The 24198-nt window shown below is 54.5% G+C and carries 24 protein-coding genes; 5 read left to right on the plus strand and 19 right to left on the minus strand.

What is annotated here, in order from left to right; genetic code table 11:
- Positions 1-7 precede the first annotated feature (7 nt).
- Positions 8-403: a zinc dependent phospholipase C family protein gene (locus PPRO_RS13300; protein WP_041532329.1), complete on the plus strand. Its 396-nt coding sequence runs from the start codon at positions 8-10 to the stop codon at positions 401-403.
- A 115-nt stretch (positions 404-518) separates the two neighbouring features.
- A complete protein-coding gene (locus tag PPRO_RS13305) occupies positions 519-962 on the plus strand; it encodes a hypothetical protein (protein WP_157040015.1) in 444 nt (147 codons plus the stop codon).
- Positions 963-1136: 174 nt separating this feature from the next.
- Here the strand turns inward: PPRO_RS13305 and PPRO_RS20995 are convergent, their stop codons facing one another.
- Positions 1137-1382: a hypothetical protein gene (locus tag PPRO_RS20995; RefSeq protein ID WP_198138277.1), complete on the minus strand. Its 246-nt coding sequence runs from the start codon at positions 1380-1382 to the stop codon at positions 1137-1139.
- A 119-nt stretch (positions 1383-1501) separates the two neighbouring features.
- Here PPRO_RS20995 and PPRO_RS13310 point away from each other — a divergent pair, with 119 nt between their 5' ends.
- On the plus strand, positions 1502-4174 hold the full coding sequence (locus PPRO_RS13310; RefSeq protein ID WP_011736543.1) for a UPF0182 family membrane protein: 2673 nt from the start codon (positions 1502-1504) through the stop codon (positions 4172-4174).
- A 283-nt stretch (positions 4175-4457) separates the two neighbouring features.
- On the opposite strand, the gene PPRO_RS13315 is transcribed toward PPRO_RS13310, so the two are convergent.
- From PPRO_RS13315 to PPRO_RS19640, 5 genes are all read right to left on the minus strand, one after another.
- The gene (locus PPRO_RS13315) at positions 4458-4940 is read right to left on the minus strand and encodes a phosphatase PAP2 family protein (protein ID WP_198138278.1); all 483 of its coding nucleotides are present in this window, start codon (positions 4938-4940) and stop codon (positions 4458-4460) included.
- Positions 4915-5484: a hypothetical protein gene (locus PPRO_RS21000; RefSeq protein ID WP_157040017.1), complete on the minus strand. Its 570-nt coding sequence runs from the start codon at positions 5482-5484 to the stop codon at positions 4915-4917. Before PPRO_RS21000 ends, PPRO_RS13315 begins: the two co-directional genes overlap by 26 nt.
- A 198-nt stretch (positions 5485-5682) precedes the next feature.
- On the minus strand, positions 5683-7092 hold the full coding sequence (locus tag PPRO_RS13325) for an ATP-binding protein (protein ID WP_011736546.1): 1410 nt from the start codon (positions 7090-7092) through the stop codon (positions 5683-5685).
- Positions 7093-7132: 40 nt separating this feature from the next.
- Positions 7133-7915, minus strand: coding sequence for a dolichyl-phosphate beta-glucosyltransferase (locus PPRO_RS13330; protein WP_049759728.1), 783 nt, complete (start codon positions 7913-7915; stop codon positions 7133-7135).
- Between the two features lie 97 nt (positions 7916-8012).
- Positions 8013-9098, minus strand: coding sequence for a hypothetical protein (locus PPRO_RS19640; RefSeq protein ID WP_157040018.1), 1086 nt, complete (start codon positions 9096-9098; stop codon positions 8013-8015).
- A gap of 81 nt (positions 9099-9179) precedes the next feature.
- On the opposite strand from PPRO_RS19640, the gene PPRO_RS21005 reads away from it, so the two are divergent.
- The gene (locus tag PPRO_RS21005) at positions 9180-9344 is read left to right on the plus strand and encodes a hypothetical protein (protein ID WP_157040019.1); all 165 of its coding nucleotides are present in this window, start codon (positions 9180-9182) and stop codon (positions 9342-9344) included.
- A 250-nt stretch (positions 9345-9594) separates the two neighbouring features.
- On the opposite strand, the gene PPRO_RS13340 is transcribed toward PPRO_RS21005, so the two are convergent.
- The 13 genes from PPRO_RS13340 to PPRO_RS13395 form a co-directional block, all read right to left on the minus strand.
- Complete coding sequence (locus PPRO_RS13340) at positions 9595-11178, minus strand: hypothetical protein (protein WP_011736549.1); 1584 nt, start codon at positions 11176-11178, stop codon at positions 9595-9597.
- A 14-nt stretch (positions 11179-11192) separates the two neighbouring features.
- Positions 11193-12575 carry a glycosyltransferase family 39 protein gene (locus PPRO_RS13345; RefSeq protein ID WP_011736550.1) on the minus strand — a complete coding sequence of 461 codons (1383 nt, stop codon included), beginning with the start codon at positions 12573-12575 and terminating at the stop codon, positions 11193-11195.
- Between the two features lie 65 nt (positions 12576-12640).
- Positions 12641-12982: a DUF192 domain-containing protein gene (locus tag PPRO_RS13350; RefSeq protein ID WP_011736551.1), complete on the minus strand. Its 342-nt coding sequence runs from the start codon at positions 12980-12982 to the stop codon at positions 12641-12643.
- A gap of 178 nt (positions 12983-13160) precedes the next feature.
- Positions 13161-14069: a type II secretion system F family protein gene (locus tag PPRO_RS13355; RefSeq protein WP_011736552.1), complete on the minus strand. Its 909-nt coding sequence runs from the start codon at positions 14067-14069 to the stop codon at positions 13161-13163.
- 10 nt (positions 14070-14079) lie between these two features.
- Positions 14080-15045, minus strand: a complete 966-nt coding sequence (locus PPRO_RS13360; protein ID WP_011736553.1) for a type II secretion system F family protein — start codon at positions 15043-15045, stop codon at positions 14080-14082.
- Positions 15046-15055: 10 nt separating this feature from the next.
- Positions 15056-16369 (minus strand): CpaF family protein, encoded by a 1314-nt coding sequence (locus PPRO_RS13365; RefSeq protein ID WP_011736554.1) that lies wholly within the window; start codon positions 16367-16369, stop codon positions 15056-15058.
- A 40-nt stretch (positions 16370-16409) separates the two neighbouring features.
- A complete protein-coding gene (locus PPRO_RS13370) occupies positions 16410-17531 on the minus strand; it encodes an AAA family ATPase (protein ID WP_011736555.1) in 1122 nt (373 codons plus the stop codon).
- A 36-nt stretch (positions 17532-17567) separates the two neighbouring features.
- Positions 17568-18731, minus strand: a complete 1164-nt coding sequence (locus PPRO_RS13375; protein ID WP_011736556.1) for a TadG family pilus assembly protein — start codon at positions 18729-18731, stop codon at positions 17568-17570.
- Entirely contained in the window at positions 18710-19870 is a 1161-nt protein-coding gene (locus PPRO_RS13380) for a type II and III secretion system protein family protein (RefSeq protein ID WP_011736557.1), read from the minus strand. Before PPRO_RS13380 ends, PPRO_RS13375 begins: the two co-directional genes overlap by 22 nt.
- 36 nt (positions 19871-19906) lie before the next feature.
- A complete protein-coding gene (gene cpaB, locus PPRO_RS13385; protein ID WP_011736558.1) occupies positions 19907-20782 on the minus strand; it encodes a Flp pilus assembly protein CpaB in 876 nt (291 codons plus the stop codon).
- Positions 20783-20812: 30 nt separating this feature from the next.
- Positions 20813-21277 (minus strand): TadE family protein, encoded by a 465-nt coding sequence (locus tag PPRO_RS13390; protein WP_011736559.1) that lies wholly within the window; start codon positions 21275-21277, stop codon positions 20813-20815.
- Between the two features lie 241 nt (positions 21278-21518).
- On the minus strand, positions 21519-21686 hold the full coding sequence (locus tag PPRO_RS21900) for a Flp family type IVb pilin (RefSeq protein ID WP_083761261.1): 168 nt from the start codon (positions 21684-21686) through the stop codon (positions 21519-21521).
- A 319-nt stretch (positions 21687-22005) separates the two neighbouring features.
- Positions 22006-22191 carry a Flp family type IVb pilin gene (locus tag PPRO_RS13395; RefSeq protein WP_041532332.1) on the minus strand — a complete coding sequence of 62 codons (186 nt, stop codon included), beginning with the start codon at positions 22189-22191 and terminating at the stop codon, positions 22006-22008.
- 351 nt (positions 22192-22542) lie between these two features.
- Between PPRO_RS13395 and PPRO_RS13400 the strand changes: the two genes are divergently transcribed.
- Positions 22543-24195: a DUF4139 domain-containing protein gene (locus tag PPRO_RS13400; RefSeq protein WP_011736562.1), complete on the plus strand. Its 1653-nt coding sequence runs from the start codon at positions 22543-22545 to the stop codon at positions 24193-24195.
- Positions 24196-24198 lie beyond the last annotated feature (3 nt).

The following is a 24198-nucleotide window of genomic DNA, read 5'->3' on the forward strand; positions in this document are numbered from 1 at the left end:
GAAAACCATGGCCGGTCCCTATGCCCATCTCACGCTGCTTCATGAACTGGTAAACTCGTTGGACGCCTCTCCCGGAGCTCCCCTGGCCGAAGTCGCCTCGGCCGTCCAGACACACTTCCCTTTCTGCGCCCTGGGTGGGGTCAGTCCCGATTTTCCCAATCTGTCGCAGGACCCGGCCGGAGTCGCCTGGAGCGATGCCATGCACTACGTCAACAGCGGGGAGATCATTACCCGCGGCGTACCGTACGTAAGGAGTGCGCCTGAGGAGATTCGTCCCAAACTGCTGGCATGGCTTCTGGGCTACTGCGCCCACGTGGTATGCGACCTGACGATTCATCCAGTGGTACGCATCAAGGTGGGCGTTACACCGAGAACCGGCGCCGACACCGCATCTGCGAGATGAACCAGGACGCCCACATCTTCAGCCGGATGAATCTGGGGGAGATCCGGGATGCGGACCGTTTCACGCGGGATATCCTCGCCTGCCGGGAGGGGGGGGAGATTGCCTGGACGGCGACGTGGCGACCATGTGGGAGAGCCTGTTGCGGGACACCCACCCCGGCATGTACGCCACAAACTGCCCCGCCATTCAGGAGTGGTTCTCCCGCTTCAACGCCCTCGCATCGTCACACGTGGGACATTTTGGCCGCCTCTTTCCCCTGGCGGCCCTGATCTCGACCGACATGGGACGCCCCTATCCCCTGCGGGAGATGGTCGAGCAAGACTATGTGCGCGACCTTACGGTTCCCGGGAGGCGAGTCATGGAGTACGACCGGATCTTCACGGCAGCCCTGGAAAATGTGCGCAGGCTCTGGGTGGTGGTGGGAGAAGGGGTGGTCGCGTCGGGCGAGCGATTCATCTCCTGTATCGGCAACTGGAATCTGGATACGGGGCAGGATGAGGAGGGGAGGATTGTACTCTGGGACTCGCCAAAGAGTCCTCAGGGGTATATCGGGGCGTAGGTATCTGCCACCCAAAAGGCCGACCCGGATTCCGTCACGACGGCCTCACGGCCATGGACCGGGGCAGAACTCAGTCGACAAGACCTTTATCCACGCGCACACGCCGGGGATAGGGGTTTTTTCATACCTCCGGCACGGACTGAAACATCCACGGAGGCAGCAATGACCACCAATTCACGCCCCCCTCCCCCTCTCGCTTCTCACCCTGGTGATGGTCCTGCCCGGGAGACGGGAGAACAGAACCAGCCCCCCTTCCGTGGCATGGTGCGGCGGTCGGCACATCCTGCCGGCCTCCCCCTGCCGCGAATCCACATAATCCCCCCGGAAAGCATCAACGCCTTCGCCACGGGACGCACCCCGTCCCACACGGCAGCCGCTGCCAGCGAAGGATTCCTGCCAACCACACGAAAAGCGGCGCATTACAGCAGACCTGCCCCAGCAGACCATGAGAATACTTTGATTTCAAGCCCAAAAGGTGGCACTCTCTCTGGGAACGGGGCAGGACATCACGTGAAACCGACAAAATGGAGGCATAGCGCATGATTAAAAACAGGTTCATTCTCATCCTGGTTATTGTCGCCCTGACCGTCTCCCTGCTCTCATTCCTACTGGCTTTCTGCACCGACTGGCTCTTCTTCGTCGAGACCGGCTTCACATCCGTATTCACGACAAAGCTGTACGCCCAGGCAGGCAGCGGGCTGCTATTCGCCGGTGTGCTGTTCGCCGGTACGCTGCTCAACCTGCTCCTGGCGGGAAAAGCGGTTTTTCCCACATATGCAACGCCCAGGGAGGCGGGCGACTTCAGGCCACGGCTCGATGAAGCCCGGCGCCTTGTCAAGCCGTTGGGGATTCCGGCCTGCGCCATCCTGGCCCTGCTCGTCGGCCAGTGGGGCGCCATGCAGTGGGAGAAGCTGCTGTTCTTCGTCAACCGGGTCAGCGTCGGAACCACCGACCCGGTCATGGGTAGGGATATCGGCTTCTACCTGTTCACCCTCCCGCTCATGGAGACGATCACGGCATTCGCCGGCTTCACGCTGCTGACCTCGCTGTTCCTGACGGTCCTGGTCTACACTGTCCGCGGCGGCATCTGTCTGTCGGAACGGGGAGTGGCGATTGACGGTACGGTTCGCCGCCATCTGGCGATCCTGCTGCTGCTCCTGTCCTGCGTGATCGCCGCCGGCTTCCACCTGGATTGCTTCAGGCTGCTGTTTTCCAGCAACGGCATCTTCCACGGCGCGGGATACACGGACGTCCACTCCCGGCTGCCCACCTACAGGATCCTGACCATCCTGGCCCCACTGGCGGGAACCGCCCTTGCAATCGGGCTCTGGAAGGGGGCCTGGCGCATGGCCCTGCTGGCGCCACTGGCGGTAATCGTACTGCACGTCATCGGCATCCGGGTCTATCCGGGACTGTTGCAAAAATTCAAGGTAGCCCCCAACGAACTAGCCCTGGAAGCTCCTTACATCAGGAACAACATCGCCCTCACCCGCCTGGGCTTTGATCTTGACAAGATCGAAACCATCCCCTTCGATGTGGACACGCAACTGTCCAGCGCCGACATAGCCAGAAATGACGCCACCATCAAGAATATCCGTCTCTGGGACCATGCCCCGCTGCTCAAGACCTACAGCCAACTGCAGCAGATCAGGACCTATTACCGCTTCTTCGATGTGGACAATGACCGCTACCTGGTCAACGGCCGCTACAGCCAGGTCATGCTCTCCCCCCGCGAACTCTCCTACGCCGACCTGCCCAGCAGGAATTGGATCAACGAGCGCCTGATCTTCACCCACGGCAACGGCATCACCTTTGGCCCGGTCAGCCGGATCAGCAAGGAAGGACTGCCCGAATTCTTCGTCAAGGACATCCCCGCCGTGAGTCTGGCCGACATACGGGTAACCCGGCCGGAGATCTACTTCGGCGAACTGTCCAATGAATACGTGATCGTCAGGACCAGGGTGCCGGAATTCAGCTATCCGACCTCCTCCGGGAACATCAACACCACCTATGCCGGCACGGGTGGAGTCCCCATGGACTCCCTGGCCAAGAGGATGCTGTTTGCCGCCAGGTTCAGGACGGAGAAGATCCTGCTCTCCTCCGACATCACCAGCCAGAGCAGCATCATCTTCAACCGCAACATCAATGAACGGGTCAGGGCGGTGGCCCCCTTCCTGCATTTCGACGACGATCCCTACATGGTGGTGGACGACAGGGGCAGGCTCAAGTGGATCATCGATGCCTACACCTTCTCGGACCGGCTCCCCTGCTCAAAGCCGATCAAGGGGGGCGTCAACTACATGAGGAACTCCGTCAAGGCGGTTGTGGACGCCTATGACGGCACGCTCGCGTTCTACATCAGCGACCCCCATGACGTCCTGATCCGGGTCTATGACCGGATGTTTCCGGGGCTTTTCAGACCGATCTCGGCCATGCCGGACGACCTGCGCAGGCATGTGCGCTACCCGCACCATTTCCTCCAGCTCCAGGCGGCCATGTACACCGCCTACCACATGACCGACCCAAAGGTCTTCTACAACAAGGAGAATCTGTGGCAGGTTCCCGCCCTGGGCGAAAAACCGATGGAACCCTACTACACGATCATGAAGCTGCCGGGGGAAACGGCCGAGGAGTACATCCTGCTGCTCCCCTTTACCCCGTCCAAACGGGACAACCTGGCTGCCTGGCTCACTGCGCGCAGTGACGGGGCCAATTACGGCAAGATCCGGGCCTACACCTTCCCCCGCGACCGCCTGATCTACGGACCGAAACAGATCGACGCCCGCATCAACCAGGACTCATTCATATCCCAGCAGCTGACCCTCTGGAACCAGCGCGGCTCGGAGGTCATCCGGGGGAGCCTGCTGGTCATCCCGATCGAGAAGTCGCTGCTCTACGTTCAGCCATTGTTTCTGGCAGCCGACAAAGCCGGCCTGCCCGAACTGAAGCGGGTGATCGTCGCCTTCGGGGACCAGGTAGTCATGGAGGAGAATCTGGAACAGGCCCTGCAACGGCTCTTCGGCGGCAAACGGGCGCCCGAGCCCGCCAGCAGCGCCACCGCAAAGGATTCAACGACTTCTCCGGCCTTGCTGGCCAAAGAGGCCATGGCCGCCTATGAGAAGGCGATCAGCCAGCAGCGCCAGGGCAACTGGAGCGGCTACGGCGAGGAGCTGCGCAGACTGGAGCAAATCCTGAGGCGCATGGCGCAGTAACGCGAGACGATATCAGACCGGGGTTCAACCCGGTTCCGGAGCGACCAGTTCCCCGTTCCGCAAACAGGACGATCTGGGCACCCACCTGGAATCGGGAGCGCGCCGGGTGATCGTGACGGGACTACCTGGAGAGCACCATCGTTCTGGGGGTCAACGACCATGCCCTTACAAAGGATGTCTTCATCGTCAGCAACGCCAGCTGCACGACCATGTGCTGGGCTGCTAAACACCACACAGATGGGCTTTCGTTCGTTATTCTTTGTGGGGGTATCGGAGGCGCTACTTACGTATGATCAAGATTTTCCTGAAACCACTGCATACTTATCTTGTAGGCACACCACCCCACGATCATGCCCACAATACCGTCCGACAGATAATGCCAGCCGAGATACACCGTTGCGCATACAAATATGACAAGAAAACCATACAGCACAAACCGGAAACGGGGAGAATACGTTCCAAGTACAACAACGGAAAGATACACAAGCGCAATATGCAGACTCGGCATTGCCACGATTCCATTGGCCCTGACCACCAATGTGCTGTACGGGTCCATCTTGAAGCTGAGATACCCTTTCCACAGCCCTTTCATGACTTCAGCGGAAAAAGTGTTGCTGATATGGGCAAAAAGCTCCGGTTTATAAAATGCTGGCCCCAGAGATGGGAAAAGGACTGAGACTGGAATGGAAAATACAAAGGCGAGACACCAGGCCACCGTAAAACGCCAGAAAGTAATCTGATCACGGAAAGAAGCGACAAGCGTCAAACACGCAAGAGTCCACATATGATAAATAGATCTTATCGAAAAACAGGGCAATAGAGGGAGACCTGGGCAGCGCAAAGATCCCTCCACATGACAAGAAGGAAATCAGCGAACGGTCCAATCGAAACAGGAAATCATCGTAAAGGTTAGGATTGAGAAGCGGGATTGCTGGCTTCAAATTTGTATAACTGATCAACGTTCCATAAACCAGGCCATAGGCGATGATTCCATGCAACAGATATTTCAACGTAACGTATTCTTTCGCGAACGCCCTTAACAATACTCCCGGAGCACGACAGGAATTACTCTGTCTGAGCTTCGCCACTTCAGATACCGTATCGCAGAACAGCACACAACATGGTCCGATGCCGAGATGAACAACCACGAAGAAAAACACGAAAACACTTGCCAAACCCGCGGGCATCCACGAAAAATTCCATGCGTGATTCCAAAAGATGACTCGTGCGCTAACAAGGGATGAGATGATAACAACAAGCAAGTAAAAAAAACCTGCTTTATGCGGAATAATGCCGTCAGCAGCTGACATAACCCGCAAGGTTCTCTCGTCTCCCAATCCCTCTACCATAGTTCTATGCCGCAGCCTGAACAAATTCGGCCACATTGCCGTGTCCTACCACCACTAATAGCTTGAATTCCATAGAAGGCTTCATTGTCCATACTCTGCGCTATTCTCATGAACCACCTATAGTATCGCATTGCGTACATCTATGCCAAACCTTAGCAATTACCGTCTCGAATCCACGAAGTAGTTGCTCCACGCAGCCCGGACAGTCTCGCGTGTCATCGCAGGCGGACAGTTGTAGAAATGGGCAATATCGACGATATGCTCGACGATATCGCGGGGATGGCAGGCGTTAAACCTCACGCTGTTCTTAACGTAACACTCCTGGACGAGAAAGCTGAACGCCTCCCGGTCAAATATGACGCCATACTTCGCGCAGATACGCCTGAATATGCTTTCGAACTGGATTTCCGTGGGGTGATCGATCTTGATCTTGTACCTGAGCCTGCGCAACAGGGCATCGTCAATCAGCTCAGCAGGCTCCAGGTTGGTGGAGAAGACCACCAGCACATCGAAGGGAATCTGGAATTTCATGCCGGTATTCAACGAAATGAAATCGATTCTCCGATCCAGGGGAACGATCCAGCGATTGAGCAGCTGGTGCGGCTCGATCTGCTGCCGCCCCAGATCGTCCATGACGAAAAGCCCGTTGTTGGCCTTCATCTGCAAGGGGGCCTCATAGAATTTGGAAACCTCGTTGAAGTCCAGATCCAGCATCTTGAGGGTCAGCTCGCCGCCGGTCATGACCACCGGCCGCTTGATCGGAACCCATCGCTGATCATAAAAACCGGCATCCACGGCCGGTGGCACCGCGACATGATTGACCGGATCATAGACGTTGATGATCTGTCCCCCAACGGTTATGGCGTAGGGAATGTAGACCTCGTTGGGAAGGATCTTCCCGATCGACTCGGCAATGGCTGTCTTGCCATTGCCGGGAGGACCGTAGATAAACACGGACTTTCCGGAGCAGATCGCCGGACCAAGGCGCTTCAGGATACTCTCGTCGATGACCATGTGCGCGAATGCCTTGTCGATGTTCTCCTCGCTGATGATGATGTTCTTGATGCTCTGGTGCTCAATCATGCGCCGGTACGACTCCAGGGAAACCGGGGCCGGCCCCACATAGCGGCATAGTTCGAACAGTTCGGTGCTCCGGTTCTTTCCGGTGTCGGTTATTTTGAAGGTATAGGTAACAGTGGCATACCCCGCCCCCCCCTTGACCTCCACGAACTTGTCCCTGCGCAGTGTTTCCATGATGGCGTCGACGATCTTGATCGGCAGCTTCACCTTTTCGGCCACGTCCGCCAGTCGGAACTCTCCCATGAAAAGGATGTGCTTCATGATCAGGTCGGTCAACAGGGAGACGTCAATTTCGGTATCATCCACCGTCACTGGAGGAGCGGGATGCTTCTTGAAGTAACTCTCAAGGGCTTCAGGGGTGAGGAAACCGAGCGCCACCAGGTTCTGTCCGATCCTGCCGCCATGAAGTTTCTGACGTTCCAGGGCCTGCTCAAGCTGCTGCTCGGAAATCTTGCCCTCTACGACAAGCCGTTTTCCCAGTTCTTCCATATACCCACCCCTCCTGGATTATACTATTCGACAGCAGCGCTTATCCGTGACTTCGCGCAAGGCAACACTTCCCGTTCGCCCTCATCGACATCACCGGCACGGCAACCTGTCGCTGCCCCCCCCTGAGTGCCATCCGGATCCTGACGAGATCCCTCAGCATACGCAAGGAATCCAGCAATGGATGTACCGTGGATGCGGGTGAGTTGGCCCAGGTGATGGGTACCTCGACCACACGGTAGCAGCGCTTCAATGCCAGCGCTAGGATCTCCACGTCAAAGGCGAAGCGGTTGATTCGCGCACTTCCAAACAGATCCCGCGCCACGCTGCCCCGAAACAGTTTGAATCCGCATTGGGTGTCACCGAAGCCGTCCAGAACGAACATGCGGACAACCCTGTTGAAGATTCGTCCCATGCCTTGCCTCCACCAGGGCTGCCTCCTGACGATCCGGCTCAGTTCAAGGGCACGGCTACCGATTGCTACATCAAACTCCTCGTGCTCCAGCAAGGGTGACAACCGGGACAATTCTTCGATCGGCGTGGAGAGATCTGCGTCCGTAAGAAGCACCATATCTCCTCGCGATGACAGAACGCCGGTCCGAAGCGCGTACCCCTTGCCCCTGTTTTTCTCGTACCTGATGATCGAAACGGTGGGAATGCAAGCGGAGATATGCCGTGAAACCTCACAGGTACGGTCAGTGCTGCCATCGTCCACGACGATTATTTCGAACGACACCCCCTGGCGGTTCAAATACGCCGCAATCCTGCTCAATGTATCGGGAAGCCGCCGCTCCTCGTTATATGCCGCAATAACGACTGAAATCATTGTCCCCCCCTCTCCGTAGAGTTGGTTCTCGCGGTGCATACAGGCACTGTTTCACCATTCTACCATGAAAAAAAGTCCAAGCATTAAGGGGGGATAATCAGTGATACTCCTTCCACTCCATGCCTGTCTCGGAATTGAACCTGGTAACACTGTCGGAGTCCTCCAGACTTCCGCTAAACGCGGAAGAATCCTCCCAGACAACTCCTTCGGGCATCATCAACCGGATAACGGTCCGGTTGCCGGCAAGCGCGCCCACACGAACCGTCTTGTTTCTGGCCCGGGAGCTCCCCTCGAAAAGCCTGATCGTGATCGAAACATCCGAAACCTGCTGCCGGTCCGGTTCGACGCGCAGGTAATAGACTCCCTCGGCGGCATGGTCGATGATGGCATGGATGGCCTTTTCACCCGGCATGACGATCTTCGGATTCATGGACCTGATACGCATGGCCTCGGCCCTCGAAACAAGCCTGCCCCGCCTTGAGCGGGGAAAATCACGGAAGCCGACCGTCACTTTCACCCCCCGCAGCAGATCATCACGGGCAACCAGTTCGAACTTGATGTCGCCGGTAAGCGGTGGCGAGAATAGCCCTTTTGCCTGATCTGGCGCAGCCGCGGCCTTCCGTTCCAGAGCCTCAGCTGCAGAAGGCTTGACCTCCTGGACCGGTGCCCGGGCAACGACCGCAGGCTCCGCCTGCTTTGCCGCTCCCTGCGGAACGGGAGAGGCGCTCCTGGCAGGCGATGCGGACAGGGTTTTTCTCCCAGCAACCGTTCCATCATCACGAACAGTTCCGCCGGTGGTGACAACAGGCGACCGATGCCCTGTTCCGTTGTGTTCTGTTGCGGCATGGGTGACTCCCTGCGGCCTGGTCGACTCATTTTTCAGGGAAAGCGCCGCCGGCAGCGCCGGACCGACCTCACCCTCTTTCACGACTGCCCCCCCTGCCGTTGGCGCACCGCTCCCTCCCCGGTTTACCGGCTGAAGCAGGTTACTGCCCTCCGGGTTTCTGTCGAAGTTGTGCCCTCCCTGGCGAGTAGAGTCTGTTGAAAGCGCCTGATTCTCTTTCTGGTCCGCGGGCATGGCAACAGGAGTTGCCAGCGATGCCGCCTCGCCGGGATGTGGCCTAACAACAGCAGGCGTATCCGGCTGTTTCTCGGCTTCTTTTGGTGGCTGGCGCTGTGCCACAACAGCAGGTGCCGGAGGTTGCAATGGGTTTTGGAATTGATGCGCCACTTTTTCGGTTTTGACAGGAGGGGAAGCTTTAGGATGGGGCGCAACCCGCAGGGCGGCAAGGGAGAGTTCCCGGGGAGTTTCTTGCGCGACAGAGCGCTCCGCTGCAGCCACTGTCGCCGGATCGGCCTGTCGGACAGGAGCAGCGCCCTGGCGGGTGGTTGCCGCAGGCGGTTCTGTCCTGCCCGGGACCGGGCGTGAGACAGGACCAGGGGCCTCGCGCCTGGTCCGAGATAATGTGTTGGTGTCGGCGACCTCGCTTGATACCGTCCTGGAGCCGAAAAGTAGTGATGGATAGAACCAGAGAACCTGATTCGCTGAAGGCGATGCAACCACAGGGTAGAGGGTGGCGCTACAGCTCAGAACGGCAAAAGCGGCACAATGAAACAGGATGGACGCGGTGGATGAACCGATCAACCAATAACGATCCGAGATTTCTTTGCTGTCCGCGTTACGCTCCATCGTCGCTCTTCGCATCCTTCTCCGTGGTTTCCGGCAAAGGCCGCACATCCCGGTACCGATCAATCAGGTAGCGGTATTTGGGCACCTCTTTGACGAAAATGTGGGCAACCCGATCGGCATAGATCAATTTCCATCCGTTCCCGGCTCGCAGGTACCGTGACAGCGCGGATTTCGCACTGATAATGAACCAGTCGATGCGGTACGTCTCGATCACCCGTTCCCAGCCCGGCTCAAAGTTGGTGACACTGAAGTACTCCTTCATCCTCTCCGTGCCATACATATCGGATCTGCCGTCGAAGAACACCCTGTACTCAGGCCAGGCGGCATAGATGATATAATCACCGAACTCGTCGTTATCAAACATGTTGCCACCGATGTGCTCCTTTTTCAGGAACTCCACGGCGGCAACGGGCTTCAGCTTCGGGTCAAAGCTGTATCCGATTGTACCGCCGGCAGCGCACAGTACAACAACCAGCACTCCAATTGACAGCCAGAGCCAGCCTGCCGCGAACCCATCCATGGCCGCGATCCTCGCAGAGCGTACCCTGAACGATTCGGTAAAAACGCCGCGCGCCCCTTCCAGCAGTTCATCGGCCCGGCGAAGCAGGATCGGCGCCGCAATAATGGCGAACAGGGTGACATAGCGGATGGAGTAGAGCGCCATGTTGGTGAAGAAGAGGATCAGGATCAGTTCGATGGGGTTGGGCCGTTTCCGGGAGCAGGCCAGCAGCGCTATTGCCAGCAGCAGTTGGTACTTGAACACCAGCGGCTCATGAAAATTGGGAGAAAGGAACTCCGAGACATGGTCCATCAGGAACTTGTTATTGACCAGGTTGAAGGGGAAAAGCAGAATTTTGTACCCGACAGGGTTGACCAGTGTCACCAGCAGGCAGGCAATGGAGATCTTCAGAAGAGATTGAAGCTTGCGTCTGTCCCCTCCCCTTTCCGCTGGAGCCTTGAAAAGACACTGGACAAAATTTCCAATAACATAGCATCCCAAGAGAATAAAGCCGGTGATGAAACCTCCATGCAGGTTGACCCAGAGCAGCATCAGGGGAGGAAGCAGGAAGAGGCGGTTTGTATCCTCGCACTGGTAGCTGTCCAGAACATGGTACCAGGCCACCATGAAGAGCAGGGAAAAGATATGCGGGCGCGCCAGCCAGTGAATTTGGGAAGAGGCAAAGGCGAGAATGGTGATTGCCACGGCAATGAAGATGTTGCCTTCATACGAACGCAGCTCCCTGAACAACAGGTAGTAGGTGAGAGCGATCAGAAGTGAAAAGAAGACGACTACCCCGGTAAGGCCGAACTGGCGGTGCAAAATGGCCATGACAACCTCGGAGAGCCACTCGTGGGCCGTCCAGGGGATTGGTGGAGTCAGATACGAGAAGATGTCGTGACGCGGGATCGAAAGAGTCTGAAGGATGTAATCGCCGGCGCGGATATGGTATCCGGTGTCGGCGTCATTCAGCAGTCCTGCTCCGCGCGAAAAGGAGAGAAAAAGGAAAAGTCCGAGAAAGATGATCTCTGCAATGGAAGGCGTGACAATGGATGAGAGTTTCCTGGACGTCATAATTGGCCTTTACGTTACTGTTTCCTCTTTCTTGCGTCGAGAAGAGCGGTGTGTACGGCACTGGCATAGTTCAATTCTTTGCTCTTCGTAATACCCAGTTCCCTGGCTCTAAGGATGTGCTGCTCTGCCTCATCAAGTCTGCCAGTACTGATCAGTTCAGCCGCCAGCAGGACGTGAGGCGTGCCGAAATGCGGTGACTTGCTAATAGTGTCTTTCCAAAAGGTTACGGGTTCTGTCCAGGTATTGACCCGAAATGTCGTGGGAATTGCGAGGAGCGAGATACCGGCAAACAGGAAAATTGTGGGAATTCGCTGTAGATAACGACTTGACGCAATTGAAACCAAAAGCGCGAAACCAACCATCGGGATATAGACATATCGCTCAGCGTATGGTGTCCAGGCAAGCCTGCCAATCATCGCGTAGAGGGGGGGAACCAGCGCCGTAACCATCAGGGCGATGGGAAAACGAAGATCCCTCCTGATAAAGAAGAGAGCGGTCAATACTACGAAAAACAATGCAAACAGGATCAGGCAGGAGGAACTATTTATTGATGAAATAACAAAACTCAAGGGAAAGGGATAGAGCATCTTCTTGACGTAAAAACCAGTTGCCGCCATGCAGTGGGCAAGCATGGCGCCTATACCGACATGGGCGGAAGCAGCCAGTGAGTCGCCGATCCCCTTATCAACGGCGATATGCAGGCCGTTTCTCAGAAAGAGATAGAACAGCAGCGACAGCATGAGGGATGCCATGATTGCCAGCGCCCTGATCTGCGTAAGTATCTTGCGCTCATTGAAGATAAATACAACTGCCGCTGCCGGGAACAGAAGCGATGACTCTTTGGAGAGCATCGAGCAGAGAAACATCAGGGACAGCGGAACCAGGAAAGAGACAGTATCGGATGCCGCCTGACGTACTAACAGCAACAGGCTGGCCAGCATGAAGAAACAACAGAGCAGATCATAACGGGAGGAAATCCATATAACCGCCTCGGAGTTAACCGGGTGCAGTCCGAACATAAAAGCCGCAACCATGGCGCTCCGCTGCCTGACTGCATCATCATGTGTCAACCGCAGCGCCACACAGTAGACCAGCACCGAGTTGCAGACATGGATCAAAATATTGGCAAAATGCATTGCAACCGGATCACCGCGAAACAGTCTCATATCCAGAAAAAAGGAGAGATAGGCAAGAGGGCGAAAGTATGTCGGACCGTCTCCGGAGAAGAACAGGGAAAATGACGGTTCAGTCCCCCTGATTGAGTTAATCAAGGTCATATCATCGAGAACAAGCGCTCCGGTTCTGGTTGCCTTAAGGTAAGCGGCAAACACAGCCAGAGATATCAATAGTATGACTTTCGTGTTTACTTTGTTTTTATTTTCAGCTCCAAGTAACACACAGACACCTTTTTACTCAAACACGAAAGAACCATTCAATTTCAAGGCATCATGGCTGGCCTCACTCAAGCCAGAACAATCGCATCACCAGGTGAAATTGTCATCGACTCCAGAGTTCCGGCGGGAAGTTCAAGCACGCTTGAGGATGACAGGAAAATACGTGTCAAGCGATTTGGAGGGAGGTTATTTCTGACAGCAACAACCTTGTTTTCACCGTTAAGAAACATGACATCAATGGAGAATTTCATGCCGAAAGTATGAACCCCCTTGCAAGGATGTATTAACAATCCTTCGCCCGCGGGAAGCGAATCCCTGCCCAGAAGCCCTCTCATTCTGGCCAAAGGACTTTCCGCCACCACAAGATTGGCAACGATGCACTCTCCGGTCGTTTCGTTAATCACTTTCATTGCGCTTTCCGTTTCTCAAAAACACCTCAGCCGCCCTCATGGTAGTGGGCGGCTGAGCGCAGGCACGAGAAATCATTTTTTTCCAAGCTTGACATAAATAAGAGCCAGCTCAACCGCGATAACCATCAAAACTATAGAGTTAAAGTCAATTGGCATTAGGTTCACCTCCTCCCTTGTATCATTTAAAGATATCCATAAGTTTGAAGAATGCCGGACCAATCAGAATGATCATCAATGCCGGGAAGATAAAAAGGATCAGGGGAAACAGTATTTTGATCGCCGTCTTTGCGGCTCGCTCCTCGGCGATCTGTCTCCGCTTGGTTCGCAGTGAATCGGAATGTACCCTCAAGGCCAGGCTCAGGCTTGTACCGAAGCGCTCGGTCTGCACCAGCATGGTGACAAAAGCCCGGACATCCTCAACATCCGTCCGCTCAGCCATGTCCCTCAAGGCATCGCCCCTCGGCTTGCCGGCACGGATCTCACGCGCCGCGATCTTCAGCTCTTCCGCAAGCGGATTGCCCTTGAATTGCGGGCTCTCGCAGGCGCGGTTGAGGGCCGCATCAATACCCAGCCCCGCCTCCACGCTCACGGTCAGTAAGTCAAGTATGTCCGGCAGGGTATGGAATATCTCGGTCTTACGATTGTTCACCTTGTACATGAGCCAGCCACTGGGCAACAGGAATCCGGCAATCGCAAGGCCCGTAGTATACAGGAGCGGTTCCGGTTCCATCAAAACCCCCTTTGGCAGAGCATACGTAAAGATGTAGATCCCCGGAAGGATCAGCGCCAGGGCCAACTTGCTTCCCAGGAACAGATACAGAGATTCCTTTCGAAAGCCCGCCGCCACCAACATCCTGGTGTATTTTGTCTGTTCCTTTGCAGCAACCGGAAGCTTTGCGCCCAGGTCTTCGATGGTAATCCTCCACCACGGCTTGTCCTCAGAGAAAGTGGTAGAAGCCTGCTTTTCGGGCATCATCTTTTCAAGGCGCTCCTGAAGTTCCCCCTTCTTTGTCAGCAAGGGATAAAGCGCCAGAGAAACAACCATTGCCACGGACAAAAAGATAAAACCTGTGATTACGATGAGCATGATAGCTTCCTTAAATCCGGATGTTTATGATCCGCCGGATGAACAGAAAACCGATGATCTGGGAGATAATCGCATAGGCGATGGCATAATGCCCCTTTGTCTCTTTCATAAAGACATCCTCATAGCCCGGCAACATGACGTACTGGAGGAAAAAGAAGGCAAAGATGGGCAGGGCAACCAGAATATACCCCGACATGCGTCCCTGCGCGGTATATACCTGCACCTGCCGCCTCAGCTTGATCCTCTCCCTGATGGTTGCGGCAAGCTTGTCCAAAATTTCGGACAGATTGCCGCCGCTTTCCGCGTGAATCGTTATGACCGTGACAAAAAAACGGAGATCAAGGCTATCCATCCTCTGCAGCATGCCGCCAAGCGCATCCGTGATCCTCAGCCCCAGCTTCTGCTGTTCATAGGCGGCCCTGAAGAGTCCGCCCAGCGGTTCCGGTGTCTCGCTTCCCACAAGCTCGACTGCGCTGGTCAGGGAATGCCCGGCCCTGAGCGATCGGGCGATCATGGTGAGAGCGTCGGGGAGCTGTTCCGTAAAGGAGCTGTACCTCTTTTTCCTGACATTCGAGACATAGACGCAGGCGCCCACAAGAACGCAGGCAGCCACAAACGCCGCAAACAGGAGGCTGGGCCTGAATATGAACGCGACAAGGAAACTCAGTAAAACAGCCAAGACAATCACAAGCAGAAAGGTAAGCGGCTGAATCTTGAATCCGCATTGGTCAAGATAGATGTCCAAGCGCTTCATGAACGGAATGCGGCTGACAAAAGTCTCGAACGGTGTCGCCTCTTTCAGCAGTTCCGCGCGGAGATCTTCAGGAATGCTCTCGTATCTGGCATCCAGGGACATCCGCCGCAAACGTCTCTTCAACTCGGCGGCGGGAGACTCTTTCACGGCGGTAAGCCAGAAATAGATAGCCATCACCGCGACAAACACCGCAAAAAAAGCCAGAAAGACAGCAAGTAACACTGGTCACCACCTACCTTTCAAAAATTCCAGCCGGAAGATCGAAACCATAGACCTTGAAGCGTTCAGCGAAACGTGGCCGGACTCCGGTCGGTCGGTACGTACCCACGATATTCCCGTCACTGTCGACCCCCTTCTGATCGAAAACGAAAATATCCTGCATGACAATGGTATCCCCTTCCAGCCCGTTGATCTCGGTCAGCTTGACGATCTTTCTCGTTCCGTCGGCAAAGCGGACCAGTTGCACGACGATGTTTATTGCCGACGCGATCTGTTCGCGGATAGCCTTCTGTGGCAGATCCATGCCAGCCATCAGCACCATGGTTTCCAGTCGCGCCATCGCGTCCCGGGTGGAGTTGGAGTGGATCGTGGAGAGCGAACCGTCGTGTCCGGTGTTCATGGCCTGGAGCATGTCCAGCGCCTCACCGCCGCGCACCTCGCCGATGATGATCCTGTCCGGCCTCATCCTGAGCGAGTTCCTGACAAGGTCACGCTGGGTAACCTCGCCCCTCCCCTCGATATTGGGCGGCCTGGTTTCCAGCCTGACCACATGCTCCTGTTTCAGGTGGAGTTCGGCGGAGTCCTCGATGGAGATGATCCGTTCCGTGGAAGGGATGTTTTCGGAGAGCACGTTCAGAAGCGTTGTCTTACCTGTACCGGTACCGCCCGATATCAGGATATTGAGACGGGTCTTCACCGCACCTTCAAGGATCTTGAACATCTTGTCGTCCAGTGCCCCCAGGCGCAACAGATCACCAATTCTGAGAGGTTCGACACCAAAGCGACGAATGGAGAGGGCCGGCCCGTCAATGGCCAGCGGAGGAATGATGGCGTTGACGCGGGAGCCATCGGGCAGACGGGCATCCACATAGGGAGACGACTCGTCGATCCTCCTGCCAACCTTGGAGACGATCCTCTCGATGATCTGCAGCAGATGCGCGTTATCCCTGAATACAATATCGGTTTTGTGAAGCTTGCCGAAACGCTCCACATAGATATTCGAGCAGCTGTTTACCAGGATGTCCGAAATATCCGGGTCGGCCAGCAACGGCTCCAACGGTCCAAGGCCGAAGGTCTCGTGCTGGATCTCAATAATCAGACGTTCCTTTTCCTGCTGGTTCAGGGGAACACCTTCCTCGGCGATCAGGCTTTCGACGATGTAACCGATTTCCCGCGTCAGGTCATTGCCCCTGAGCTGTTCCAGCTTACTGATATCGACACGTTCAATCAGAGTTCGGTGAATTTTGGTTTTCAGCTCCTGGAAAAACGGAACGGAACCAGACACATTGATTCTTCCGGGGTCGGATGGATAGTTTTGGAATGGCATAAGGTCAACTCCAGCCGTTATGAGTTACAGGATGCATACGCTACTTCAGCAGTTCGGCCAGCTGAACTATGGCCTTACTGACCGCCGACCTGGGGTACAGCTTGACAATCGGCACCCCCTTATTGATTGATTCAACGACATCCTTGTACTCGTTGGGTATTGTGTGAAAGACCTTCCAGTCAAGGACCTTCTGGGCATCTTCAATGCTTATGTCGGCACGGGGAATATACCTGTTGACGATCAGTTTCACCTTTCCCCTCTGAAAGCCTTTTCTTTCAAAACTGGCGACATACCGTTTCGTGTTTTTCAGGCCGGGAAGGTTCATGACCGTAGTGTACAGGATGTGATCCGACGACTCGAATACCGACACGTTCCCCCCAACGATATGCCCGCCGGTATCAATGATAACGTAGGCAAACATTTCACTGAGAACATGCAGGATTCGGGTAAGCTGTTCAGGGGTAACTTCGCTTGATTCATCAACTTCCAGCGGTTCGGTGAGCACGGACATGCCCAGGGGATGCTGGGTCATGACCGACGCCAGAAAGTTGGAGTCGAGACGGGAGATATTCTTAGTGACGCTGCTCAGGGTGTAGGTTGGATTGATATTGAGGAAGGTTGCCACATCGCCGCTGAACAGGTTCAGGTCGATCAGGGCAACATTGGCACTCTCCGTCGCAAGGCAGGTGGCCAGATTGACCGCAATGGTCGTGGTTCCCATGCCACCCAGCGGGTTATAGACGGTAATGACCTTTCCCTTCTGCTTCACGTTATCGCTCATCGGCATCCAGATCCTGCCGACTTTCTGAATGGCATCCCGAAGGGCAGAAGTCTGCAGGGGGTGGAACAGATACTCGATGGCGCCGGCGCGCATGAGGCCCAAAACCCACTCGGTGGTGTTGTTGTCAGCCGTCACGAAAACGGAGACGCGCGGAAATGTTGATACGATGTAGCCGACTTCCTTGACACCCTTTTCCAGGTCATCCACATGCAGGATCACGACCATGGGGTTTGTTCTCTGAATTACCTTGAGACCTTCCAGAAAACTGTCGGCAACGCCCACCACCTTGAGCACATCACCGTACTGTTTCTGGAGTGTCTCCAGAGCGCTGATTGAGGCCGGGGCGGTGTCTATGAGAAGAAGGGTTATGTGAGGTGACATAAATAAAACAACCTTTCTCGGCAAATGCTTAATAGACTATTCTTGTACAAGTACAACCCGGCGTGCGGGAAAAAATGAACCAGAAGAATCGCAATCAACACACTGATACTTGTCAATAATCATTTTGTTATGAATTTCACTGGTCTTAAAACCATATTTTGTTGCAATACTATTACATACATTAGATGGTGCCGAATATAAAGATGAGCAAGGAGCTTTGATACTGCCAGAACCGCACCCTTTTGTACATATAGCCATAACGTGTATCGATGCATAACCTATTATTGGTTTAGGATCCCATGCATTACCCTGAGCCCCTGGTGGGCATGATTGAGTAATAGGAACAACCATCCACCACCCTGGTGTATTTACACCATTTGCAATGGTAATAGTATCCTTATTACCTGAATCAAAGTACGGGTTGTACATCTGTGACTCAAGATTACACAAACTATTAGCCTGAGCACCCATGCTGGAGTATATGGTTTCTCCGCATGCAGTCTTGCTTATATTGTTCTGACTGCAAATAAGATCACGAACATCTGACGTTGACGTTACATTAGAATCATACGATGTCCATGCGTATATATTGACCGAAGGTGTAGATGGGCCTGTGTCCATAAGAACAGGAGGTGTAAACTCTTTCAGACCAGATGGGATCCCCCCCTGACAGAAATCAGGGCAAAGAGCGATTGAAGAGGTCGCCCTTGCGGGAATAGCAGCGGTAGCAATGGCTGCGGCACCCATCTTATCCCAGCCGAAAAGTCTGCCGAAAATGATCGGAACCTGACCACCTGCCGAAGCAGTATCACGTGCTGCCCTGACCTGTATTGCGTTAATCGGTGACCCACCCGATGTATAGTGGTTGTCCCAGTAACCAAAAGTAATATCACTGCTCTTGTCGATAATAATATTCTGACCGGCTGACTTGTTAGCCAGAGCAAACTGGGCAGCCTTATCCCGCGCTGCTGCCTCATCGTCTGCAGTAGGCTCAAGACCGTCATCCCTGATAAGCATAGCCGCACCAGCCAGCGCCGCTGCGTCGGCCGCATTTTGCAGTTGCCCCTTGGCCACGTACATGTAGCTGAAATCCATCGCCATGGCGGCAAACAGCAGTACAACCGGAAGCAACACCACAAACCAGACAACAACGAAGCCTTTGTTCTTGTTCGAAGAAGCTATTTTGTCATCGGTATCCATTGGAACTCCTTCTCCTGCTCAGGAGTAAGCTGCTTGTCCGTCGGCAGCTCAACCTTGACCCCCGGCACCTCGGGCATGACCAGCTTTGGGGTGATGAAAAACACCAGCTCCGTTTCTTTCTGTTCATTCTCCGTAGTTCTAAACAGAGCCCCCAGTATGGGTATGTCGCCCAGCAGCGGGACCTTTGAAATACTCTTATACGTCTCATCACGGAGCAGTCCGGCCAGGACAAGGCTTTCACCATCCCTCAACTCCGCCGAAGTCTTGATTGTTCTGGTGTCTATTACGGGATAACCGTTTGTCTCAAGAGTTCCCTGAATATTGCTCACCTCAACTGGATCGAGTTCAAGGGCAATGGTGCCGCTCTCCATGACAAATGGCTTGAAATTCAGTTTGACCCCTACTTCCTCCCACCTGATACTTGGAGTCGAAGTACTTCCTGTGTTTTCAAGCACACTGAATGGTATTCTGCTGCCGGCAAAAAACTCTCCCTTCTGACCGCTTTTCACCACAAGATTCGGCTCGGCAAGGATTTTTGCCATGCCCTTGGTTGCCAACGCTTTTATCACCGCACTGACACCACTCGGGAAGTGCGTAATGCCCATGGTATAGGGATTAAGACTGCTAAAACCGTCAATTATTCCGTTGGCTGTACTGATTGTGCCGTCGCCTGACGCACTGGTTGAGCTGGTTGAGGGAGCTCCGATCATATTGGAAAAACCATTGGCATTTTGATTTTTAACCAGAAAGCTGACACCGAGGTTTTTCAGTGCGGTCTTGTCGATCTGCGCCACCTTCACCTGCAAGAGCACCTGCTGGGAATCGTCAATATTCGTGTTGCCTACCACATTAACATCGAAGAAGAGCGGCTTTTCGCCCCCTTTTTCCCAGACAATCAGGGACGTGGCGCCGAGAGCCAAGCCATTCAGCTGAATCTGTCGCGGCGTTATCAGCAGCAGGTCAGCTATGGCAGGGTTAGCGATGGAAACCCTTTCCGCCGGATTTTTCAGATTGACCAGCACGCTCTTGTTGACAATCACCTGTGTCCGGACTCCGGCAAGGGCAATCCCCGACAGCAGCATAACCGCGATGGCAAGAAGGACAGGGAACAATACAATTGACTTTCCGGAACGTTTCATATCTGTCACCTCATGAAAAAGGGTAGCATTCTTGGCTCAGTACTGTTTCGACGTCCTGTTTGTCCCCTTGATAATCTCAACGGTGTCGACCTGCGGCGGCGGAAAGTACCTGACCGCTTGCTGCCGCGCCACAGCCTGCTTGCGCGGCGCAGCCGACCTCGGGGCGGAAGACTGCATTGCCGGACGCACCGCCCCCAGCACCTTGGCTATTGTCGCGCCTCTGCTTTCGACCAGCGCCGAATCCCTGATACCCCGCAGCAGCATCTGGAGCGATCCCTTGCTGGAGGCAACCACCAGCTTTTCTGCGTCCTCGGGAGTCAGGTCAATGGTAACGGTAGGCACGACAACCGGCTTGCCGTCCTTCTGCTCAGTTATCTGCCCGGTGGCCAGGATCGGCACATTCTGGAGCACTATTTTGCTTATGGTGGCGTTTGGGTCGTTACTGCCGGGAGGGATTGTGGTGAGAACAACATCTACCTTGTTGTGGGGTGAGAGGAAACCGGCCACGCCGGCTACCTCGTTAACAGCGACGGTAACGGCGCGATGCCCGTCCGGGATGATGTAGGTCATGATACCCGCGCCGGGAGCGCCGTCCCTGGGCATGAGCTTGGCTTCCGTCAGCGGCTCTCCCGGGCCGATCGGCCTGATACTTATTCTGTCAATCAGCGCCTTTGTGTCCGTAAAGCTGCCGGGAGGGATGCTTGTCGCCGGCCAGGCCATCATCTTCAGGTGTGTTGTGTTCAGCTTGCTGCCGACCGGGATATCCGCGCTAGCCACAACGATGCCCTTACCCTTGCCGGCTTCGGTCTCTTTGCTTTTCTTGGAAAGATAATCGTACACCAGCCAGGAAGCAACGCCGGCCAGAACAAGCGCAACAACCGCAACTGTAGTAACCGCTTTGAGACGAGTCATATGCCCTCCTTTAAGATATCAATTCAAGACCTACTCATAGCGCATCGAAGCTTGACCAACCAGCTTGTCTGTAATCACAAGCTTGGGGTGATTTACAGGATCATTGAACAATCTTATAACCGGATCAAAAGGGGCTGTAACAATCACGCTAATTGTATCGCCCGCAGCAGCATATGAACCAGCGCAGCCAACACAACTGACACTGGCCGTAACCGTGTCTTTTTTTACATACATCAGTCCGTCATATATCTTTGCCAGTACAGGATCTGCCGGACGAGTATTACTAAAGGTAAAAAGCGGTTGGGACACCGGCAATGAGCCTGTCACAACAGCCTGCCGTGCGCCTGCGCGCGCAGCGTTGTTAAGCATGTTCTTTATATACATGGCGCGGCCGAATTCGGTTATGGCAAAGGTAAACAACACCACAATGAACAGCACGAATGCCGCTTCGACCAGAGCCTGTCCTTTTCGATGTTTGTGTGTATCAATCTTCATGGTTATCGCTCAAAAAACCTGATATTTCAGTCAAATAATTTTGGTTTTGTGTATCTAAGGTGGTGTGACTATTAAATTATCGAAAACGGCAAGGGGCATCAAACCCATACATAATCAACATTATCATTATTGATAGCAACAAATCTGATGCCCCATGCAAGGTAGTAACAATGAATCAACAGTACTCTATTTAACAGCACACTATGTTTTGACTTTTTAGCATGACATTCATGTAAAATTCTTATTGAGTTAGTGCGGAATTTATTTGGCTAAATGCGTTGTTTGCATTTTGACCAATACCCTTGAGCATGGCGATGACAACAATTGCGATCAGTACCAGTATGAGAGCGTATTCTACAATTGCCTGACCTTTTTCGCTTTTTACGGTAGTTATCCACTTGATATACATTTTTGTGAACTAGTTCATGATCTGTTCTCCTTTCATTGTTTGATTCCCGCACAGGAAGAGTACCATCTGTTCCTGCCAGGTGATGGAGGTTGCATCATTGACAACCATTTTCAACCTTATTTCCGCTTACACCCAGTTCCCCCCTTTCACTCACAGTTAGCCGCGTTAAGCGGAGAGTCGTGACCAGACATTCAGGCACATAATTTCAACATTCAATCAAATGATTGTTCCTGACTAAAGCGTATGACAATACTATTGCCTGTCAAGAGTCCGCACCCAAAAAAACGTACTGATTACATTCTGTTCAAAGAAAATTTTTTTATGATGAAAATGCCGAGTTCACCGTAGAATACATAGTATTGGTTTTCCCGCCGATCCCTTTCAGCATGGCAACAACAACAATCGCGATCAGAAGCAGGATAAGGGCATATTCGACAATAGCCTGAGCTTTTTCAGACAGAAGAACAGTCAGACACCGTGCATATGCGCTCTTGAAACGGTCCATACCTATTCCTCCCTTTTGGAAGCGTGTATTGTCCGACAGTCGCTGGTCATATGCAGAAGCAGAGTGACCGTCATTTCCTGCGCCAAAGCATAGCAGGGATAGGCGCACATTCAATTCCGTCCCTGGAAAAAACATTTGAAAAACTTCCCGTATCTCCAGCTTTCATGTTAGTTTTGCACAACTCATCGAGAGCAGGAATGGCGGCAATACAAGGGAACGTCTTTCCGTCAATAACCTCCGTCGCTGACGATAGAGCGCCTCATACCCAAGAAGAGAAAACAAGATCGTCATTCGAAAGAGTTTCCATATCGCGCGATGTGTCATCCCACTACCTTGACAAGGAGCACACCCATGAAAAAACTGCGCAGCATTCTGTTTCTGGCCCTCCTGCTGATGCCGACCCTCACATTTTCCGCCGAACCAGAGCGTTTGGCTGCCTCGGGCCGCATAACCGCCGTGACCGTCTACCCCGACCGGGCGTTGACCAGCCGCACAGCCTCGTTCAACCTCAAGCCGGGCAGCTACCTGATCGCGTTCGAAAACCTGCCCGCACTCGTGCAGGACGATTCGGTGCAGATCAAAGGCAGAGGCACGGCCACAGCCACGATCTCGGGACTGGAGATCAAACGCTCCTTCCTGGCCGAGAGCGGCGAAAAGCGGGTCCAGGAACTGGACAGCCAGATTCTCGAACTGGAACACCAGCACGGGACACTGGAGGCGAAAAAGGCCGGACTGGCCTCACAGAAGGCCTTCATCGAATCGATCCGTGTTGCCTGGGGCGAGCGCATCTCAAAGGAACTGGCCATCGGTCGTCCCACATCGACGGAGTTGCGGGAGGCGGCCGGCTTCGTCGGTTCACAGGTGACCAGGAGTGAGGAACAGACACGCGACATCGAGGCTGAAAAGAAGAATGTTGCCGATAAAATTGATGCCCTGCGCAGACAACGGGATGAGGTCATCGGTTCGCGGCGCAGGGAGGCCAAGAGCGTCGAGGTGATGGTGGAAGCGACCAGCCAAGGGCAACTGACCCTGGAACTGTCCGCCGTCATGCCCAAAGCGGGATGGACCCCTTCCTACGACGTGCGGTTGGGAGCGGACGCGGCGACCGCCGACCTGACCTTCCGGGCCATGGTTCGCCAACAGACCGGCGAGGAGTGGAACAACGTTGACCTGACCCTCTCCACCGCCCGCCCCGCCGCCGGGGGAGCTCCCCCGGAACTGCACCCCTGGCGCATCTCCCTGGTCCGCCCACGGCCGGCCATGAAGGCGGATATGTTCTACGCCGCCCCTGCGCCGCTCATGGCCAGGAAATCCGGACAGATGATGGCGGAGAACATCATACCCGAAGAGGCAGGGGAAGAGAGCGCACTAGAGACGGCATTGGTCAGCGATGAGCAATCCTCGATTGCCTTTCACATTCCCCGACCACTCAGCATCCCCTCCGACAACAACCAGCATGCCAGCGTGGTGGCCATGGAAAAGCTGCCGGTCAACATGGAGTACCTGGCCATCCCCAAACTCTCGCCACACGTATTTCTCAAGTCGGAGATCACCAACAAGGCGGCCTATCCGCTCCTGTCCGGCAAGGTCAGCACCTTCGTGGGTAACACCTTCACCGGCAGTTCTCAGTTAAAGAAGGTCGCGGCGGGAGAGAAGTTCGATCTGTTCTTTGGAACGGATGACCAGGTGACCGTGAAGCGGGATGAGCTAAAACAGCACGGGGAGGCCGGTATGTTCGGCAGCAACCGGGCCAGATACAGCTGCCGGATCAGCCTGACCAACTTCCGCAAACAACCGGTGACGGTCACACTGCTGGACCAGCTCCCCCTGGCGGGCGACGAAGAGATCAAGGTTTCCCTGGAAGAGCCTTCCCTGAAACCGGAACAGATCAAAGAAGACGGCTCGGTGATCTGGAAAATGCCGTTCAAGGCGGGAGAGAAAAGGGAGATATCCTTCGGCATCCTGGTGGAGTACCCGAAGGGGCGCGACATAATCGGGCTGTAAAGG

Source organism: Pelobacter propionicus DSM 2379 (genome assembly GCF_000015045.1).
GTDB classification, from domain to species: Bacteria; Desulfobacterota; Desulfuromonadia; order Geobacterales; family Pseudopelobacteraceae; genus Pseudopelobacter; species Pseudopelobacter propionicus.

What these genes read in the sequence shown, in the direction of transcription:
- PPRO_RS13300 (WP_041532329.1), top strand. Translation starts at nt 8, where the DNA reads ATGGCCGGTCCCTATGCCCATCTCACGCTGCTTCATGAACTGGTAAAC.
- PPRO_RS20995 (WP_198138277.1), bottom strand. Translation starts at nt 1,382, where the DNA reads ATGCGCCGCTTTTCGTGTGGTTGGCAGGAATCCTTCGCTGGCAGCGGC.
- PPRO_RS13310 (WP_011736543.1), top strand. Translation starts at nt 1,502, where the DNA reads ATGATTAAAAACAGGTTCATTCTCATCCTGGTTATTGTCGCCCTGACC.
- PPRO_RS21000 (WP_157040017.1), bottom strand. Translation starts at nt 5,484, where the DNA reads ATGTCAGCTGCTGACGGCATTATTCCGCATAAAGCAGGTTTTTTTTAC.
- PPRO_RS13325 (WP_011736546.1), bottom strand. Translation starts at nt 7,092, where the DNA reads ATGGAAGAACTGGGAAAACGGCTTGTCGTAGAGGGCAAGATTTCCGAG.
- PPRO_RS13330 (WP_049759728.1), bottom strand. Translation starts at nt 7,915, where the DNA reads ATGATTTCAGTCGTTATTGCGGCATATAACGAGGAGCGGCGGCTTCCC.
- PPRO_RS21005 (WP_157040019.1), top strand. Translation starts at nt 9,180, where the DNA reads ATGGGGCGCAACCCGCAGGGCGGCAAGGGAGAGTTCCCGGGGAGTTTC.
- PPRO_RS13340 (WP_011736549.1), bottom strand. Translation starts at nt 11,178, where the DNA reads ATGACGTCCAGGAAACTCTCATCCATTGTCACGCCTTCCATTGCAGAG.
- PPRO_RS13350 (WP_011736551.1), bottom strand. Translation starts at nt 12,982, where the DNA reads ATGAAAGTGATTAACGAAACGACCGGAGAGTGCATCGTTGCCAATCTT.
- PPRO_RS13355 (WP_011736552.1), bottom strand. Translation starts at nt 14,069, where the DNA reads ATGCTCATCGTAATCACAGGTTTTATCTTTTTGTCCGTGGCAATGGTT.
- PPRO_RS13365 (WP_011736554.1), bottom strand. Translation starts at nt 16,369, where the DNA reads ATGCCATTCCAAAACTATCCATCCGACCCCGGAAGAATCAATGTGTCT.
- PPRO_RS13370 (WP_011736555.1), bottom strand. Translation starts at nt 17,531, where the DNA reads ATGTCACCTCACATAACCCTTCTTCTCATAGACACCGCCCCGGCCTCA.
- PPRO_RS13375 (WP_011736556.1), bottom strand. Translation starts at nt 18,731, where the DNA reads ATGGATACCGATGACAAAATAGCTTCTTCGAACAAGAACAAAGGCTTC.
- PPRO_RS13380 (WP_011736557.1), bottom strand. Translation starts at nt 19,870, where the DNA reads ATGAAACGTTCCGGAAAGTCAATTGTATTGTTCCCTGTCCTTCTTGCC.
- cpaB (WP_011736558.1), bottom strand. Translation starts at nt 20,782, where the DNA reads ATGACTCGTCTCAAAGCGGTTACTACAGTTGCGGTTGTTGCGCTTGTT.
- PPRO_RS13390 (WP_011736559.1), bottom strand. Translation starts at nt 21,277, where the DNA reads ATGAAGATTGATACACACAAACATCGAAAAGGACAGGCTCTGGTCGAA.
- PPRO_RS21900 (WP_083761261.1), bottom strand. Translation starts at nt 21,686, where the DNA reads ATGTATATCAAGTGGATAACTACCGTAAAAAGCGAAAAAGGTCAGGCA.
- PPRO_RS13395 (WP_041532332.1), bottom strand. Translation starts at nt 22,191, where the DNA reads ATGGACCGTTTCAAGAGCGCATATGCACGGTGTCTGACTGTTCTTCTG.
- PPRO_RS13400 (WP_011736562.1), top strand. Translation starts at nt 22,543, where the DNA reads ATGAAAAAACTGCGCAGCATTCTGTTTCTGGCCCTCCTGCTGATGCCG.